At 60.7% G+C, this 17677-nt stretch carries 14 protein-coding genes and 1 pseudogene; 7 read left to right on the top strand and 8 right to left on the bottom strand.

The genetic code is table 11. From position 1 onward, the window contains the following. Positions 1-108: 108 nt before the first annotated feature. From NJU76_RS14045 to NJU76_RS14030, 3 genes are all read right to left on the bottom strand, one after another. Positions 109-2334, bottom strand: coding sequence for a thioredoxin domain-containing protein (locus NJU76_RS14045; RefSeq protein ID WP_254529725.1), 2226 nt, complete (start codon positions 2332-2334; stop codon positions 109-111). A 153-nt stretch (positions 2335-2487) separates the two neighbouring features. After that, on the bottom strand, positions 2488-3663 hold the full coding sequence (locus NJU76_RS14040; RefSeq protein ID WP_254529723.1) for a Fic family protein: 1176 nt from the start codon (positions 3661-3663) through the stop codon (positions 2488-2490). Positions 3664-5038: 1375 nt separating this feature from the next. Beyond that, positions 5039-5272: a MarR family transcriptional regulator gene (locus NJU76_RS14030; RefSeq protein WP_254529720.1), complete on the bottom strand. Its 234-nt coding sequence runs from the start codon at positions 5270-5272 to the stop codon at positions 5039-5041. Positions 5273-5415: 143 nt separating this feature from the next. Here NJU76_RS14030 and NJU76_RS14025 point away from each other — a divergent pair, with 143 nt between their 5' ends. From NJU76_RS14025 to NJU76_RS13995, 7 genes are all read left to right on the top strand, one after another. Further along, entirely contained in the window at positions 5416-5622 is a 207-nt protein-coding gene (locus NJU76_RS14025) for a hypothetical protein (protein WP_254529718.1), read from the top strand. A 356-nt stretch (positions 5623-5978) separates the two neighbouring features. Continuing rightward, entirely contained in the window at positions 5979-6317 is a 339-nt protein-coding gene (locus NJU76_RS14020) for a thermonuclease family protein (protein ID WP_254529716.1), read from the top strand. Further along, positions 6209-6925: a thermonuclease family protein gene (locus tag NJU76_RS14015; protein ID WP_340681235.1), complete on the top strand. Its 717-nt coding sequence runs from the start codon at positions 6209-6211 to the stop codon at positions 6923-6925. Before NJU76_RS14020 ends, NJU76_RS14015 begins: the two co-directional genes overlap by 109 nt. Before the next feature lie 184 nt (positions 6926-7109). Continuing rightward, positions 7110-7265, top strand: a complete 156-nt coding sequence (locus tag NJU76_RS14010) for a hypothetical protein (protein ID WP_254529714.1) — start codon at positions 7110-7112, stop codon at positions 7263-7265. Positions 7266-7375: 110 nt separating this feature from the next. Continuing rightward, positions 7376-7810, top strand: a complete 435-nt coding sequence (locus NJU76_RS14005; protein WP_254529712.1) for a cupredoxin domain-containing protein — start codon at positions 7376-7378, stop codon at positions 7808-7810. Continuing rightward, positions 7807-9534 carry a cytochrome c oxidase subunit I gene (locus NJU76_RS14000; RefSeq protein ID WP_254529710.1) on the top strand — a complete coding sequence of 576 codons (1728 nt, stop codon included), beginning with the start codon at positions 7807-7809 and terminating at the stop codon, positions 9532-9534. Before NJU76_RS14005 ends, NJU76_RS14000 begins: the two co-directional genes overlap by 4 nt. A gap of 67 nt (positions 9535-9601) precedes the next feature. Further along, positions 9602-10318, top strand: coding sequence for a hypothetical protein (locus NJU76_RS13995; protein ID WP_254529708.1), 717 nt, complete (start codon positions 9602-9604; stop codon positions 10316-10318). A 117-nt stretch (positions 10319-10435) separates the two neighbouring features. Here the strand turns inward: NJU76_RS13995 and NJU76_RS13990 are convergent, their stop codons facing one another. The 5 genes and pseudogenes from NJU76_RS13990 to NJU76_RS13970 form a co-directional block, all read right to left on the bottom strand. Then, positions 10436-12841: a heavy metal translocating P-type ATPase gene (locus NJU76_RS13990; protein WP_254529706.1), complete on the bottom strand. Its 2406-nt coding sequence runs from the start codon at positions 12839-12841 to the stop codon at positions 10436-10438. After that, entirely contained in the window at positions 12838-13065 is a 228-nt protein-coding gene (locus NJU76_RS13985) for an urease accessory protein UreH domain-containing protein (RefSeq protein WP_254532474.1), read from the bottom strand. The genes NJU76_RS13990 and NJU76_RS13985 overlap by 4 nt, the downstream gene beginning before the upstream one ends. Before the next feature lie 122 nt (positions 13066-13187). Then, a pseudogene (locus NJU76_RS13980) lies at positions 13188-13541 on the bottom strand (sulfite exporter TauE/SafE family protein); the annotation flags it as partial. A gap of 448 nt (positions 13542-13989) precedes the next feature. After that, positions 13990-16722 carry an aconitate hydratase AcnA gene (gene acnA / locus NJU76_RS13975; RefSeq protein WP_254529704.1) on the bottom strand — a complete coding sequence of 911 codons (2733 nt, stop codon included), beginning with the start codon at positions 16720-16722 and terminating at the stop codon, positions 13990-13992. 238 nt (positions 16723-16960) lie between these two features. Beyond that, positions 16961-17536: a hypothetical protein gene (locus NJU76_RS13970; RefSeq protein ID WP_254529702.1), complete on the bottom strand. Its 576-nt coding sequence runs from the start codon at positions 17534-17536 to the stop codon at positions 16961-16963. Positions 17537-17677 lie beyond the last annotated feature (141 nt).

Raw genomic sequence — 17677 nt, 5'->3', positions numbered from 1 at the left:
CTCGAGAACTGTTGGATCTTTGTGGCGACCCTGACTGATGGGTTTTATCACCCCATCATGGCGTGTCGTTACCGCTTTCGACCGCTCGGTACGGCACTCCGACCGGTTTCAGAACGGCGCGTCCGTCGCGGTTCCAGTTCCCGAGTCTTCCTCCGCCTCCCCGAGCCACTCGAGTGCCTCGGCCGCGTCGTGGGTCGGCGGCGAGCACGTTCGATCACGACAGACGTACAGCGTCGGTTCCCCGTCGCGGGCTTCCCGCCCCGCCCAGATCGGCGGTGCGTCCTCGAGCCCCAGTCGATCGAGCCAGTCCGCGAGTCCGTCTTCGGTCGGTGGCCGGAGTGCGAAGAGCCGATCGGGGAAGTATCGCGACGCGAACCGGTCACGCCATTCCGTTGGGAGGGCGTCTGCGGCCACCGTCACCTCGAGCGCGCCGGACCGGAGGCGGTCGGTAGCGAGACACAGGGTCGCGTGTTCGAGCGCGTTCGCTTCGATTCGGTCTGCGTGCGTTTCGAGGACGGTGGCAGCTATGTCTTCGAACGTCTCGTCGACGGCTTCGCCGTCTGCTCGAGGAACCTTCGATCCCTCGCTGGCCGCGAACTCGTCGAGCGCGAGCAGCGTCTCGACTGCGACACCGGCCGCGGAAGGTGTCGACTGATCGCCGAGTTCCTGGGGGCGCGTGACGAGCGACTCGCCGCTCTCGGGAGTGAAGTAGAGGGTGCCCCGATCTTCGTCCCAGAACTCGGCCTCGATGACGCGGGCCAGTTCGAGCGCGAACGCGAGGTGATCGACGTCGCCGGTGGCCTGATAACAATCGAGCGCACCCCGCGCGAGAAAGGCATAGTCCTCGAGATAGCCGTCGATCGCGACGTCGTCGTCTTTGTACCGTCGTGAGAGGCGCCGCTCGTCTTCGTCCCAGAGTCGATCCCGAACGAACTCGAGGGCGTCGACGGCCGTCTCGGCGTAATCGTCGTCGCCGAGTACCAGCGCCGCCTCGGCGTAGGTCGTGATCATCAGCCCGTTCCATCCCGCGAGCACCTTCTCGTCGCGGTTCGGCCGCGGGCGCTTCTCGCGGGCCTCGAACAGCTGCGTTCGGGACGATTCGAGTCGTTTCAGAACCTCGCTTCCCTCGAGGTCGAACCCGACGGTGAGTTCCGAAACGGGGGTGACGCGGTTGGGCTGGTTTCGACCCTCGAAGTTACCTGATCGAGTAATGTCGTATCTTTTACAGAAAAGCGCGGCGTCGGTCTCGTCCCCGAGGACGTCTTCGACTTCGTCGGGGGTCCAGACGTAGAACGCGCCCTCCTCACGCTCGCCGGTCTGAGGTGACTCACTCTGGGCGTCGAGGGTGCTGAAGAAGCCGCCATCGTCGTGTCGCAGTTCGCGATCGACGAACGTCAGGGTATCCGCAACCACCTCTGCGTAGCGATCTTCGCCTGTCAGCTGGTAGCCGGCGAGGAACGCCCGCGGAATTTCGGCGTTGTCGTAGAGCATCTTCTCGAAGTGGGGGACCGTCCAGTCGCGATCGACGCAGTAGCGGTGGAAGCCCCCGCCGACGTGGTCGTAGAGGCCGCCCGATGCCATCGCGTCGAGGGCGTGCTCGAATACCTCGAGGTAGTCCTCGTCGCCCGTTCGATCGTACGCCCGCGCGAGAACTTGAAGGCGAGAGGGTTGGGGGAACTTCGGACCGCCGGAGCCGAACCCGCCGAACTCGTGATCGGCGCTTCGCACGGTCGCGTCCGCGGCCGTCTCGAGGACCTCGCTCGAGGGTGGCTCCGCGCCAACGCCTGCGTCAGCGGCGTCGGGCGTTTCTTCGAGCCGATCTTTCGCCGCGTCGGTCCACTGCTCGGCGCGATGCTCCATCTCCTCGCGGTCGTCCTCGTTCGTCCAGGAGTTGCTGATGCGCTCGAGCAGGTTGCGAAAGCCGGGCTGGCCGCGCTGGCCCTCCTTCGGGAAGTACGTCCCGATGAAAAACGGCTTGCTCTCGGGGGTGAGCCACGCCGAAAGCGGCCACCCGCCCTGGCCCCTGACCAGCTGGCAGACGGTCATGTAGATGCTGTCGACGTCCGGGCGCTCCTCGCGGTCGACCTTGATCGGCACGAAGTTTTCGTTCAACACCTCGGCAATATCGTCGTCGGCGAAGCTCTCTTCCTCCATGACGTGACACCAGTGACACGCCGAGTAGCCGATCGAGAGGAAAATCGGCACGTCCCGTTTCCTCGCTGCCTCGAGGGCCTGCTCGTCCCACGGCTGCCAGTTGACCGGATTGTCGGCGTGCTGGCGCAGGTAGGGACTCTGCTCCTCCTCGAGCCGATTTCGTGACGTGGGGGCGGACATGGACGTGTGTACGGGCGCCCGTTGTAAAAGGTCGAGGTCGATGTCCGAACGACGTTCGGCCGACAGCGGCGGTCGATTATCTCGCAATACGATCACACTACGAGTACTGATCGGGTGTACAGGCGTCGAAACAAATCGAGAGGAGGGGAAGACTCAATACGTCTGGGGCGGTCGCTCGAGAATTTCGAAAATCTCCTTCGCACGGTATTCCTTATTGCGCTCTTTCCCCGTAACTTCCTCGAGAACACCGTCATCTTCTAGCTCGTCAATCGCACGATACGCTGTCGACCGTTCAATATCGAGCATCTCCGCGGCTGTTTTAGTCGTCACGTAGGGATATTCGAAGAGATTGCACGCTAATCGATTTTTCGCGTACTGGACACCGCCGTATTCGTTCTCGTAGCGGCGCCGCAGCCCATCTAGTGCCAGCGTCCGATCGACGGACTCCTCGGCTTGCTTGGCAATTCCGTTTACAAAAAACGACACCCATCGCTCCCAGTCGCCCTGGATCCGAACCGCCTCCATTCGGTCTACATACGCGGCTTTATTTCGATTGAAGTACTCACTGAGATAGAGATTCGGCCGTTCGAGAAGGCCGCTATCGTGCAGTTGGAGCGTGATGAGGAGACGACCGAGCCGTCCGTTTCCATCCCCATACGGGTGGATCGTTTCAAACTGGTAGTGAAACAGGGCGATATCTATGAGCGAGTGATAGCTACCGCCGGCCCGGTAGTACGTCACCAGGGCATCCATTAGCCCGTCGATTTCCCCCGGCACTGGCGGCAGAAAGTCTCCGAGGTGGTTCGGAACTATCTTGTAGGAACCAATTGTATCGGTATCGACCCGGTCGTCCGGAACGTCCGTGAGAAGCACCTCGTGAAGATCGTGAATGAGGCCAACGGAAATCTCTCCGCCGCTGTCGAGCGCGTCAATACCGTCTTCGATAGCCTGTTCGTAGTTGAGAACTTCCGTCGTGTCCTTCGTACCGGTTTCACTCGAGGTGGGTTCAACGCCGTCCTCGATTTCGTCGAGACTGCGCGTTTCGAGGCTGTAGAGGGCGTTGTAGTCGATGTTAGCGCCTTCGATTTCGGCCGATTCCATCGCTTCCTTCCGGAGGAGCGAGGTGTAGAGAACGGGCGGGAACTCGAGTTCGAGGCCGATACCGCTGAGTTTACCGAGCCAGAACGTCGCGTCAGCGAGCAGGCCGTAAAAGTCTGCATCTCCTGCAAGGGTGCCCGAGGGTGGTAGTGGATCCGGCCGGTAATACGATTCTCTCCCGTAGGAGATGAGTTCGCCAGGGGCCGTCTCTTCGACATCGGTCGTTCGCATGCACGTAAATCACTCTATTCCCCCGGGTAGATGAATCTAATGCCACTAAATGCAAACAGCGTCTTCAATAGAATAGTATCGTTGTGTATGAATAGGCTGTACGCAACCATGGGTGTGTTGCGCGCTGTTCTTTCCCATCGACTCCGGATGACTCACGTAAACAACCTCGAGGTCGAGTGGTTCGAAAAATTCCTCTCTTTCGGCCGACACAGAGGCAGTCGCCTCGATTTCGGAAAGACGAATACTAGTCATCGAGACGCCGATTCGGCACTTCGCCCTCGTTGATTTCGTAGATGCCGTGGCCCAGCGGTTCGACGATGTCGTCCTGTTTCAGTCACCCGAGATGCTCACGACCGCTTGAGGTTTATTATATATTGGGTAGAGAAATAAGAATGTGAGGTTGAAGAGAAGAAAAACGATTACGGCCATCGGAGCTACTGCGATAGCAGAACTGGTCGGTGCGTACCAGTGGAAATCCACATTTCAATTTCGGGAGGTCGGGCAACTTCGAACGAGTGATCCGATCTTGGTGGGGGAGTCGATCAAACGAGATAGTGGGAACCCCAGTACGCTCTTATCGCCGATTCGCCGGCCACAGCGGGACAGGTCGACTGGGAGTACATTGCGAAAGAAGATCCAGTTTTCGCAGAGATGTTCCGGGGAACGGATTTCGAGACGTATTTCCTCGCCGTTTCCGGGATTCATCTACCGCGTGATAGAATAATTGGAACGACGAAGTCGGAATGTAAACGTGGAGTGATGACACAGACCCACGAAGTGCGACCGGCGCGACAGACGACGGACGAGCCACTGATACACAACGTCGTGGAAAAATGGGAGAAAAATCGTCGTGCTCCACCGGAGTCGATCGAAATCGAGACGACATATCGGGACGATCCGATCGGAATTGATTACATTTCACCCGGTGGACCGTGGCTATCGACGAAATCAGGCATCCCTCCAGAACTCGGCTCTCTCCTGAAATTGAGACTCGATCCCATCGGGTCAGTCGCTACTCATCGAAGGCACCCTCTCTCGGATCTTTGACGAGTTCGTAGAGGCCCCTCGACGGTCGGTGGATCCATCCGGCGTCTCGGAGGCTCCGAAGGCAGAACTCGACGTTACTTTTCGAAAGCCCGGTTTCGTCCATCAGCCACCGAGGGTTCGCACGCCCTCACGGATCGCCGCGATCGCGGCCGTCTTTCAGCGCCTCGAGGATTTGCTCGTCCTTCTCGGTCGGCGAATACCGCTCGTTGACCATGTCCAGTCGTATCGTATTCAACCGGGACGCATAGTAGACTCACATCAGGTACGCTGTGAGTTACTCAATCAGAAAGGATGCAAACAGCGGTGGGGCCTCGAAAAATCGCTCTGGTCACTCGTTTCGTGGATCGCCTTCGAGTTCGTACAAACCGGTCGTGACCTTATTCACCCATCCCGCGGCGATCAATTGGTTGAGTGCGTAGTTGATCTGTTGGTCGTTGAGATTCGTCCGTTCTTTGAGATACTTCGGCGTTACCCGCCCCTCCTCGAGAACCTCAAGGACATCGTCCTCGTTCGTTGTCGGTTCGTACTCTTCGATCATCGCCAATTGTGAAGCGATACTCATCACATTACCAAGTGTGTTATCAACAGTATTATTAAAAAACTCTATCAGAGAGTATTTTATATCAATATTGTAAACATTGAAGAATAGTAATGTGTACTTCGTAGTAGGGGCGCAGGTGTACCGTTCGAATCGGTTTTCGGACGGTGGTAGGGCACCCAACCTGGGTCCTCGTTCAGGACAATGACTATTCGACAGCGAACGCACGAAACGGATTCGGACGCACAGCCACCCAACTCGAGCCACCACACGGAGGTCGATCAGGCGTGACGCTCGACACAGACTATCACACACGCGTTCGTCTCGAGGAACACCTCGCCGTCGTTCGGACGACCGACAGCCACCTCGTCTAGCCGTTGTCGCTCGAGCCGGCGATTCGAAACAGAGCGGAGACGCTCGAGGCGTGCGAGCGACTCGACGGAGACGACTGCGATACCGATGAAATCTCGAGGCCGACGGCCGGTTACAACTGATCACCGCTTGCGGGTCTCAACCAGATTTCAAATCCCAGTAGAATTGACGGAGTTTGAAACGGTATGTCACCAGTCCCTTGCCGGTGTGCGAGCGGGACAAACTGTGAGTGTATTTCCACATATCTGTTAGTGTGATAACAGTATTAAGGCTCTCCTGATGGACTTTGCTCCCGAGAGGTCGGACCAACGGGTTCAGCGATCGGTTCTCCGCTCTGAAGAAAACGAGGAACGACACCATGCCTGAAACCAGTTACTTCGGAACGACCATGACCGTCGAGGTGCTCGCAGTCGTGGACGGCGACACCGTGAAAGTCGATCTGGAAGACGAACCCGAGAACCTTCGCATTCTCGCACTCGATACGGAGGAGTCGCGACCAGTTCCGGGGAAGCCGTACACGCCCTGGGGGGTGGCGGCAAAGGAGGAAGCCACATCGTTCTTGCCAGAGGGCTCGACGATCACCATCGAATTCCGGGCGACGGACCGGTCGATACCTGCCTGCGGCGGTACCGGGACAACTACGACAGGCCGCTCGTCTACGTCCACAAGAACGGCGAAGACTTCCAGGAGCGGATGATCCGACAGGGATATAGTCCATATTTCACGAAGTACGGGTACGCCCACTTCGAACCGTACCACGACCGCTACATCGAAGCCGAGCGCCAGGCCCAAGCCGACCACATTGGCGTCTGGGACCAACTGGACGTCAACGGGAAAGAGATGCGCAATTACGATACCCTGTGTTCCTGGTGGGCCCTGCGAGCGGAGATGGTCGAATCGTTCCGGCGAGCGAAGGCAGCAGGCGTCGAGGACCTCTACGACAGTCGACTCGACTACACCGAACTCGCCGATTCGATCGGCGAGCACGTCACCGTCTTCACCGAACTCAGAGCCTACCGGCGGACTCGAGGTGGTGACCACGCCATCGTCACGATCGGGTCACAGAGCCAGCCGTTCAAGCTATTCGTCCCTCGTGCATTCGAGACACCGGAGGGACAGCGCATTATCTCGTTGCTTTCCGACCGGTTCGTCACCGGCGAATACGACGGTCGGACCGTCGGACGACCGCGCCGAAGCTACGCCTACGTCTCCGGCGAGATCAAACGCTATCCGGAAGCAGATGGCGACCCGGAGATTGCCGTGACCTCGATCGATCAGATCGCCGATCAGCCCCCCTCGCGGTAACCTTCCCTCGAGGTGTGATACGGTCTGCTGTACCGATGTACCGGTGCAACCGCAGGACGGTCGTAGTTTCGCCGGTAATGGCTTACAGTAATCCGTATGAATGGGGCCCTGATCGAGGAGTATTCTCGATACCCGAACATGCCGGGCCCAGCATTTATTGCACATTGTGAACACATTCCAGAGTATGACAAATGATATCTCGGGAGAAGTACCACTGATGCAACGGCTGTACGACAAGATATGGTTACTGGCAGTCGTTGCCTTTCTCTTCTGGCTCGTAACCTATGTCCTATGGGGATACCTCGATATCTTCTCTGTCCCGGGGATGATCGTTGCATGACGTCTCCGATGAAACCGCCGGAGGGCAACTGGTGGGGCCAGTCAGTCAACCGTCGGGAATCCATCTGGCTCGGTCTGAGTGGGATTTGGTCGATACTTATTTTCGGCTGGATGAGCGGGTACACCCGATTCGGCGACCAGAACCCAATCGGTGAGACTCTCAAAGTGAGCCCGGAGGAGTATCAAGAGAAGATGAACGACTACACCGACGAGGCAAGCGAAACCGAAGAGGGGTTGCTGGTGCCATCGGGCGACGACGTCTATTTTGCTGCCCAGCAATGGTATTGGCAGGGGGCACCGGTGATCCTCGAGACCGGTCGCGAGTACAACATCCACCTCAGTTCGCTTGACGTCCAGCACGGCTTCTCTATGCGCCCCGAGCAAGCACTGAGCAAGCAGATAAACTTCCAGATTCTGCCGGAATACGAGTGGATTCTGCCGATGGAGTTCGACGAGCCCGGTACTTACCATCTCATCTGTAACGAGTTCTGTGGCGTCGGCCATCGGACCATGCACGGTCGCGTCGAGGTGGTGGAGGAGCTATGACGGCCCTCGGCCTGTTCGAAAACGACTACGACGACGATGGCTTCCGAACCTGTGGCGTGACCGGATTAACTATTCACCGGACCGCGGAGAACCACGTGAAGCTCTTCGGACTGACGGCCGTCGTTGCGATGCTGATCGGCGGTATCTTCGCCTTCACTGTCGCGATGACCCGCTGGGAAGTCATTGGCTTGCTCTCGCCAAGTGACTTCTACACGCACCTATCGCTTCACGCCTGGAATCTTCTCATCTTCTGGATGGTGTTTATGGAGATCGCCATCCTCTACGTGGGTGGCCCGATGATTCTCGGACGGCGGCTTCCGATCACTGTCGCCGCCAAGATCGGCTACCTGGCGATGCTCTTGGGAGCGATCACGGTCAACATCTCAGTCTGGACAGCCAGTGGGTTCCCGGACGAGAACGCGCCGTTGCTCACTGCCTACGCGCCGCTCGAATCCCCGACGGCATTTTACGCAGGCGTCGTCGTGTTCATCCTCGGGGCTATTGTCGCAGCGCTACCATTTTTCCTGACGATGTGGCGCGAACGTCGGGAAAATCCCGGAAAGTCACTGCCACTAATCGCCTTCGGGGCGTTCGTCACCTCTATTATAGCGACCGAGGCACTGGTCGGCGGCCTCGTTACCTTCGGTGTAGCACTCCTCTGGCGGATTGAGATCATCGAATTCATGGACCCTGCCTGGTACCGCCAGATGTACTGGACCATCGGGCACGGCACCCAGCAAATCAACCTCGCGGCGATGGTCACTGTCTGGTATTTTTTGACACACGTCGTCGGCGGGGCCGAGGTCGTCAGCGAAAAAGTCTCTCGGACTGCATTCGTCCTCTACCTTTTCTTCATCAACCTCGGTGCAGCACACCACCTGATGTCCGATCCCGTCGTCTCGTCGGGCTGGCGACTCTTCAACACCTCCTATGCGTTCTACGGTGCGGCCTTTGCGAGCATGATCCACGCCTTCGCTATCCCGGCGGGGCTGGAGGCAGGCCGTCGCAAGCGCGGGAAGGGCGGCGGCCTGTTCGGCTGGCTCACGTCGGCTCCCTGGACAAATCCGGTGTTCTCCGCGACGATTTTCAGCATCATCCTCTTCGGTTTCGTCGGGGGCATTACGGGCGTGGTGATGGGTCAGATGCAGGTCAACATGACCTGGCACAACACCTTCGCCACAGTGGGTCACTTCCACGGGACAGTTGCCGTAGGCACCACGTTAGCGTTCATGGGGCTGGTGTTCTTCGTGATCCGGACGATGTTCATGCGGAACCTCCGGTTCGGCCGGCTGGCTAGTTTCCAGCCATACTTCTACGCGGGTGCCATGGGCATCGTCACCCTGATGATGATGTACGCCGGTCTACTGTACGGCGTCCCACGACGGACGGCCGAGGTCGTCGAGAATATCCCCGGGACGGAGTTCTCGTTGTCGGCAGCGGCTCCGCTGTTCGCATTGCTAGGCATCTTCGCGGTGCTCGCCATCCTGGCCGGCGTCATTTTCGTTTTCGTCGCAGTCGCGTCGGTACTGTTCGGCGAGCGTGTGCGGGACGGAGATAACGTCGACCTGGTTGCAGACGGCGGACTGGAGGTTGACGGAAAGCCGGTTCACGCCTACGAGATGCGCGGGACGTTTCTCGTCTGTCTCGTCTTCTTCACCGTCTTCGTCGTATCGTACGTCTTGAACTGGTTCCTCCTGTCGGAGCTCTGGTCAGTCGGCCTATGACCGACCAGCGACGCCGGATCGCAGCAGTCCTCGCTAACCGGAGGGGGAGTCCACCCAGTCCGATATCATGAGTGACGGTCACCAGCAGACGCCGGAGAAAGACCCACCACTGGAATGGGGTCGGAAGGTACTCGTCGGCGCCTGGCGAGACCTCAAGAGCGTCTACTACGCCAACTCGACTATCTGGAAGCTCCTCAAGAGCGCCGGGCTCCTGTTCTTCGGACTATTCCTGTGGGCGGGGACGAACTTGCTCCTGTCCTACCAGCCCGGATGGGGCTTCCTCTACTACGTCATGGCCTACGGATTCGCGCTCCTGTTGTGGGGCCCGCTGACCCACCTGCTCGTCGTCCCGTTCGTCATCCGTATGCGCCGGTCGGGCAAGGGCGGCCTCGCTCGGTTCGTCTCGCGGCATGGTTCAAAAGCGAACCTGACCACCTTCATCGTCATTGTACTCATCCTGGGGACGTTCCCGCTGGGCGTGATGACTTTCGAGTTTCAGCTTCCAAGCAACGGCGGGAGCGACGTGAACCCCTATCTAGACTGTACGCGGTCCGACGAAACGGTCCACTGTCACATCTCGGATTCGCGTGGCATCGACCGCGTCGTCGTGACTTCGGGCGGGGAGACGCTGGAAGTGATCGACGAACCCCCGTTCGACTTCGACGTCGACATCGGTGATATGAGAGCGGAGCGGGGGGACAAGCAGTTCGTCGTCGAACTCCAGGACGAGAATGGCGACACGCTCCGACGGTACAACCGCCGCGCCGAGATGATTCCAGGTTGAGTCAGCACTGGCTGTGATTCGTTTTCTGCACCCACTCATACGGTCTGCTGTGACGATTTGCTGGTGCAACCGCAACCGTCCTGCGGTTGCACCAGCAATGACTTACAGGAGTCCGTATCAGAGTAGCCGCCGACACGAGTTCGTCACGACGAGTACACTACTGCCTGCCATCGCGAGCGCTGCGAATAGCGGGTTGAGGATACCCGCTGCCGCGAGAGGGATTGCGACGGTGTTGTAACAGAGTGCCCAGGCGACGTTCTCGCGGATCCGCCGCCTTGTGGCAGTCGCCAGGTCGAAGGCAGCCGGAACGTCGGCCAGTGACCCGTCGACGATGGCGACGTCGGCAGCCTCGGCAGCCCGTGCTGTCCCGCCGACGGCGATACCGACGTCGGCGGCAGCTAGCGCCGGCGCGTCGTTGGTCCCGTCGCCAACCATGGCGGTCGGACCAGCTGCGGCGAATCGCTCGACGGTAGCCACTTTGCCGTCCGGGGGAACGCCAGTGAACACGCTATCTATCGTCGGATAGTCCCGAAACCGTTCGGTCGCCGAGTTGTCGTCGCCAGTGAGTACGACGACCTCACGGTCAGCGAATGAATCGACGATATCGGTCCACTCCGCCCGTTCCCGGTCCCCTATCACAATGACAGCGGCTGGCACGCCGGCTACACCGACGACCACTGGCAGGTCTCCGCCGTCACGTGTCTCGGCCACCGCCGACTCGAGGTCCGTCGGGAGTGGGGTCGTCTCACGAGCCACGAGGTTCGGGGTCCCAACGACGACTCGTTTACCGTCGATGTTACCGCTCACACCTTCGCCCGGATGGCGTTGGAACGCGGTCACTGGTCCGAGTTCGGTCGTGCTACCGCTACGGGCCTCTGACTGGCCCCCGTCAGCCGCCGCCTCCGCGTGGTCAACGATGGCGTCGGCCGCGGGATGGGAAGACTGTCGCTCGACAGCAGCAGCCAGCGCCGCGGCGGTGGGGTCCCCTACGACGGACCGCACAGTCATCTCGCCGGTCGTCAGCGTCCCAGTCTTGTCGAAGACGACCGTCTCGATGCTGGGTGCGGTTTCGAACAGAGTCGCGTCGCTGACAACCATGCCTCGCCGGAGGGCGTCACGGAGGCCCCCTGCGGTTGCGAGCGGGGTGGCCAGCCCCATTGCACATGGACAGGACGCGACGAGCACGGTGAGTCCGGCCAACAGTGCCCCAGAGATGGGCTCGCCGCTCAGGAGGCGCCAGATTGTAACGGTCGTTCCGACGAGCAGGACGAGCGGGACGAACAGCGTTGCGAGTCGGTCCGCAAGTCGCTGGATGCCGGGGCGATCGCTCTGGACGGCCCACAGCATCGAGGTGATATGGTCGAGGGTGCTGGCGGCGTCTGCACCGACCGCGACGACGAGGGCGTCGTCCGTGACGATTGCACCCCCGACGACGTCGTCGCCAGGGCGCTTGATTCTGGGGAAAGACTCACCGGTGAGGACCTGCTCGTCGACGGTGGCGGCGCCATCCACGACAGTACCGTCGACCGGGACCCGGTCGCCAGGCTTGACGATGACTTCGTCACCGGGTTCGAGGGAATCGACGGCCACGGTCTCCGTCGTCCCGTCGGGTCGACGCCGGGTTGCCTCGCGGACCCGGGCCTCAGTCAGTTCGGCCAGCCGATCCGTGGCCTGGCGCTTCAACGTCCCCTCGTAGTAGCCGGCCGCAGTGACTACCAGAACGATGGCCACGGAGACGTCGTAGTAGAGGTGGACACTTCCGCTCACGAGGGCGACGGTGCTGTATGCAAAGGCTGAGAGGATGGCAATAGAGAGTAGCAAGTCCATGTTGGGACGGCGCGTCCGGAGGCTGACGTAGGCTCCCCGGAGTATCGGCCAGCCCGTGTAGAAGATTACGCCGGTGCTGAACAGTGCGACGATACCCATTGGGATGTACAGCCCGGCGTCAGTCGTCATATCCGCAGACAGGATACCCGTCTCGATTCCGACGTAGCTTGGGTAGAGGAAGAACACGTACCACGGCATGATGAGGAACGCGAGGACCGCACCGACCAGCAACCGCGTGAACGTCTCCTGGTCGTGGTCCAGCGCCGAGCTGTCACCGACGTCTCGGAAACTGGCCCGGTAGCCGTAGCCACTGACTGCCTCGGGGAGGTCCTCCTCGTCGACCACGTTGGGATCGTACTGAACCCGGGCCGTGTCGGTTGCGTAACTCGCCTCAACTCTGGCGACGCCATCGTGAGACTCACCCCGGAGTGCGACGAACGATTCGCAGGTTGTGCAGTGCATTCCATCCAACGTAAGAAATGCCTCGGCGAGGTCTGACGACGGATCTGTTGGCCCTGACGAGGAGTCTCTCTGGCGGGTCCGTTCTCGCACTGCCTCGGCGTCAACGTCGTCCACCGCCTCAACGGCCGTCGAGACCTCTAGACAACCCCGGCAGCAGAACGTACCCTCGACGTCCTGTCCGCTGATCGGCGGGTCGGGAGTCGGCAGGTCACAGAGTGAGCAGGTGTCAGTCATGCGAGTGGCTGATAGAACGGGACGTCGAAGTGGGGTATGTCGAACCCGAGGAGTATAAGCTCGTGGGTGACGGAAATGTGGCCCAGCAAGAGGAACGTTGTACCCAGACCGCGATGAAGCGAAGCCCGTCGCTTGGCGGAGACTGTCCCCAGCACCGTTCCGTATGCGAGGAGCGTCGGTATGGTGCCGAGTCCAAGTACACCGAGTGCGAGACCACCCTGGATGGGGTCATCGATGGCAAAGGCAAAGAGGTACGCCGGATAGGTGATGGGGCACGGCAGGGCGCGTGGACCGTCTCGAGACCGACGATACGTGGCGAGCCGGCGAGTCTATCGATCCGGCTGGTAAGATGCCCACTCAACCAACTGAAGAGGCCAGAGAACCTTGCAACAGGGTCCGGAATCGACGTGTGTGTCCTCCGGAATACATAGGAGAGCCCAGCGGTCAGGATGAATAGTCCGACTAGGATGTCGGTGGCACCGCGGACGGCGTTGCTAACTGGGACGATACCGTCGATAGACGTGAACACGGCACCGCCGAGGAACCAGAACAGGGCACCGACTACGGCGTATCCTGCGGTCCGTCCGAGATTGAACAGGAGGTGCTGGCGAACAGCGAACAACGTGAGTGTGTCCTCACGCCGGCTCTCGGTGTGCTCGGCCACCCGGTTGGTGTAGATGCTGACGAGCGGGCCGCACATGCCCAGACAGTGGCCACCTGCGAACATGCCGACCACTAGAAAGACGAGGAAATCCGCACTGCTGGTCACTGCGTCGGGAGAAAGCTGCATCGGCGTCGCACCCGGATCCATGTCCGACGAAAGAAACCGCAGGCGCAAAACTCTGCTGCGTTATCAGTTTGGTGAGTTCACGAAACATCCGATAGTCGCATGATGCCACTCGTCCTGAGCACAGTAGTTACGATGTCTTGGGTCGTCCGGAGAAAAACATTTGTCTCGGTTCCTGTACTGATGTACCGGACGTATAGTGCGTTTCGTCTGGATAGAATATCCCCATGATACTAGAGCTAGGGTTGCCCAAGCGCTCAGATATCGATACAGGCAATAGTCACTTCTCAGTTTCGACGTACAGAACTGAAAGCAGTATGGCGGCCAATAAACCGCGTCTCTCGAGTCCGTCTCCGTCCGCTTACGCTTCCTCGTTGAGCAGCCGTCGGAGCACGAGGTGCAAGACGCCGCCGTTCTCGACGTACTCGACCGCCATCGGCGTGGCGACCTGTGCCGTCACGCCGAATTCGGTCGTTTCACCGTCGTCGTCTTCGGCGGTCACGGTCAGTTCGGCGTTGGGCTCGAGGCCGTCTTCGAGGCCCTCGATCTGGAAGTACTCGTCGCCCTCGAGGCCGAGTTCCTCCCAGCCCTCGCCGTCTTCGAACTGCAGGGGCAGGACGCCCATGCCGATGAGGTTGTCGCGGTAGATGCGCTCGTAGCTCTTGCCGATGGTCGCGCGGATGCCGAGCAGGTCGGTTCCCTTCGCGGCCCAGTCGCGGCTCGAACCGGTTCCGAGCTCTTCGCCGGCCATGACGATCAGCGGCGTATCATCCTCGCGGTAGCGCTCGGAGGCTTCGAAGACGGTCGTCTCCTCGCCGGTCGGGTGGTGGATTGTGTAGCCGCCCTCCTTGCCGTCGAGCAGTTGGTTTTCGATGCGGACGTTCGCGAAGGTGCCGCGCATCATGACCTCGTGGTTGCCGCGCCTGGAGCCGTAGGTGTTGAACTCGTAGGGTTCGACGCCGCGCTCTTTGAGCCACTGGCCGGCGGGCAGGTCCTCGCCGAACGGCCCGGCGGGGCTGATGTGGTCTGTCGTGACGGTGTCACCGAGCGTGAGCAGCGCGCGGGCGTCCTCGACGTTGTCGACGCCTGGCTCCTCGAGTGGGAAGTCCTGGAAGAACGGCGGCTCGCGGATGTACGTCGACTCCGGGTCCCAGTCGTAGACCTCACCGGTCGGGGCGTCAAGGGCCTCCCAGCGCTCGTCACCCTCGTAGATGCTCGAGTACTTCTCCTCGAACATCTCGGGGGAGACGCTGTCGTGGATCGTCTCGCGGACCTCCTCGGTGGCCGGCCAGATGTCCTCGAGATAGACCGCTTCGCCGTCGTCGTTGGTGCCGATCGGATCGTTCTCGAGGTCGACGTCCATCCGACCCGCGAGGCCGTAGGCGACGACCAGCGGCGGGCTGGCGAGGTAGTTGGCCTTGATCTTCGGGTGGATGCGGGCTTCGAAGTTGCGGTTGCCAGAGAGGACACTCGTCGTCCAGAGGTCGTACTCGTCGATGGCCTCCTCGATCGGCTCCGGGAGCGGGCCGGCGTTGCCGATACAGGTCGTGCAGCCGTAGCCGACGACGTGGTAGCCGAGCGCCTCCAAGTCGTCGAGCAGGTCCGCACGCTTCAAGTACTCCGTGACGACCCGGCTCCCAGGTGCGAGGCTGGTTTTGACGTACTCGGGCACCTCGAGTCCCTGCTCGGCCGCGTTGCGTGCCAGCAGACCGGCTGCGACCATCACCGACGGATTCGAGGTGTTCGTACAGGACGTGATCGCGCTGACGAGGATGTCGCCGTGGCCGATCTCGACTTCGGTGCCGTCGTCGAGTTCGACCGGGACCTTCTCGTCGAGCTGGGGCGTGGTCTCGGCGACGAGTCCGCCGTCGCTCTCGGCGGCGCCCGAGGGGATGACGCCTTCTTCCTCGAGCAGCGTCGGGAAGTGCTCGTCCAGGTCGCCCATCGGGATACGGGCGTGGGGCTTCTTGTGGCCCGCGAGGCTGGGTTCGACGTCGTCGAGGTCGAATTCGACGACCTCGGTAAACTCGGGGTCCTGCTCGCCGAACAGGCCCTGAGCCTCAAGGTACTCGCGGACGAGTTCGATGTGGTCGGGGTCGCGACCCGTCAGCTCGAGGTACTCGAGGGTCTTCTCGTCGACGGGGAACATGCTGATCGTCGAGCCCTGCTCGGGAGCCATGTTCGAGATGGTCGCGCGGTCGGCGACCGACAGCTGCGAGACGCCGGGGCCGAAGAACTCGACGAACTTGTCGACGACGCCGACCTGGCGGAGCTTCTCGGTGATGTGGAGCACGAGGTCGGTCGCGGTCGCACCGTCGGGGAGCTCGCCCGAGAGGCGGACGCCGACGACTTCCGGCAGACTCATGTTGATCGGCTGGCCGAGCAGTGCGGCCTCGGCCTCGATGCCACCGACACCCCAGCCGACGGCACCGATGCCGCCGATCATCGGGGTGTGACTGTCAGTGCCGACGAGCGTGTCGGGGACCAGCCACTGCTCGCCGTCGACGTCGCGCTCGTGGACGACGCGGCCGAGGTGCTCCAAGTTGACCTGGTGGACGATACCCGTTCCCGGTGGGACGACGTTGAACTCGTCGAACGCTTGCTGGGCCCACTTGATCGCGCGATAGCGCTCCTCGTTGCGCTCGTACTCGATCTCGACGTTCTTCTCGTAGGCGTCCTCGCTGCCGAAGTAATCGACCTGTACGCTGTGGTCGATCACGAGGTCACAGGGGACTTCGGGCTCGACGACCGTCGGGTCGACGCCCTTGCGGTCGGCCGCCGATCGCAGCGCCGCGAGGTCGACGACCGCCGGCACGCCCGTCAGGTCCTGCAGGACGACCCGCGAGACCGTAAACGGTACCTCGGCGTCCGGCACGTCGGGTTCCCACGAGGCCGCTGCGCGGACGGCGTCGGCGTCGATCGTCTCGCCGTCGGCGTTTCGCAACACTGACTCGAGCAGAATCCGGATGCTCACCGGCAGCGAGTCGAGGTCACAGAGCCCTTCGTCCTCGAGAACTGTGAGGTCAGCCATCTTGTACGTCTCGCCGTCGTGTTCGAACTCCCGGATCGCGTCCGAGTAGTCGTCAGTTGGCATAACTTGACTTGGGACCCGGGGGTTTTGAAACCGTCGAGAATAGGACATAGACCCCATCAATACCCTTCATTTGTCGGACAGTACCTCTCGGGACGTTCTACCGACTGTTCTCCGACCCGCTCGGCACCCGGTCGACGCTCGGTGCAAATACGTGCGGCCGATTTGTTCGTGTCAGTCGCGTGTCCATCCGGTTCGCTTCACAGGTCGGTTCCGGCCGTCAGTCACCACTGGACTCCGGCTATTCTTCCTCCGATACCACTCCGCTGGCGCGGCTGATGCGGCGAACCGACACCCGAAAGAGACTCAGTTGGGTGCTAAAAACCTCGGTGTCCGAGCTGAATCTATACAGCCCGCCGGACTCGAGCATTCCTGTCGTGAAAACGAGCGTGAAGGGGTCGATTATTCTTCCGCCGACTATCGAGCGGATGACGTATCCGTTGTATTCGTCGGGTCGGGTGAGAACGGAGACTGTTCTGCCAGACGGCAACCGGAGCGACTGAACGGTAAGCGGCTGGGGAATGTCGCCGACGACCTGAAACCGAACGTCGGGGAGGTAGTCACGAATGGAAAGCAAAACGGGCTCGTCGACTTCCGTATTCTCCTGTGGCGCAGGTTCCTGTACGTCGGTCTCGAGTCTTTCACGCGGTCCGAATCCGAGTCCGTACCCGGGCGTCGATTCGATCGCGATCGTATTCGGAGTCGGCGGGGTGATGACAGAGTTCCATCGACAGGAACATCCTGGTTCGTCGCAGTCACTCATCGACGCAGCACGGTCGTCGTCGCTCGGCTGCGGATCACGCTCGTTCGAGTTCACGCCGTTTCACCACGGTGAAATCGCCAAAGTAGTGTGCATCTCCATCGATACGATTCCCCGACCATTTCCGTCGAATCGAATAGATGATTCCCATCCGCGCAACATTCTGATAGCGTTTCCGATGGATAACTTCTAAAAGAT

The sequence above is a fragment of the Natrinema gelatinilyticum genome, assembly GCF_024266705.1.
In the GTDB taxonomy this organism is placed as follows: domain Archaea; phylum Halobacteriota; class Halobacteria; order Halobacteriales; family Natrialbaceae; genus Natrinema; species Natrinema gelatinilyticum.
This window is presented reverse-complemented; position numbering and strand designations above follow the sequence as displayed.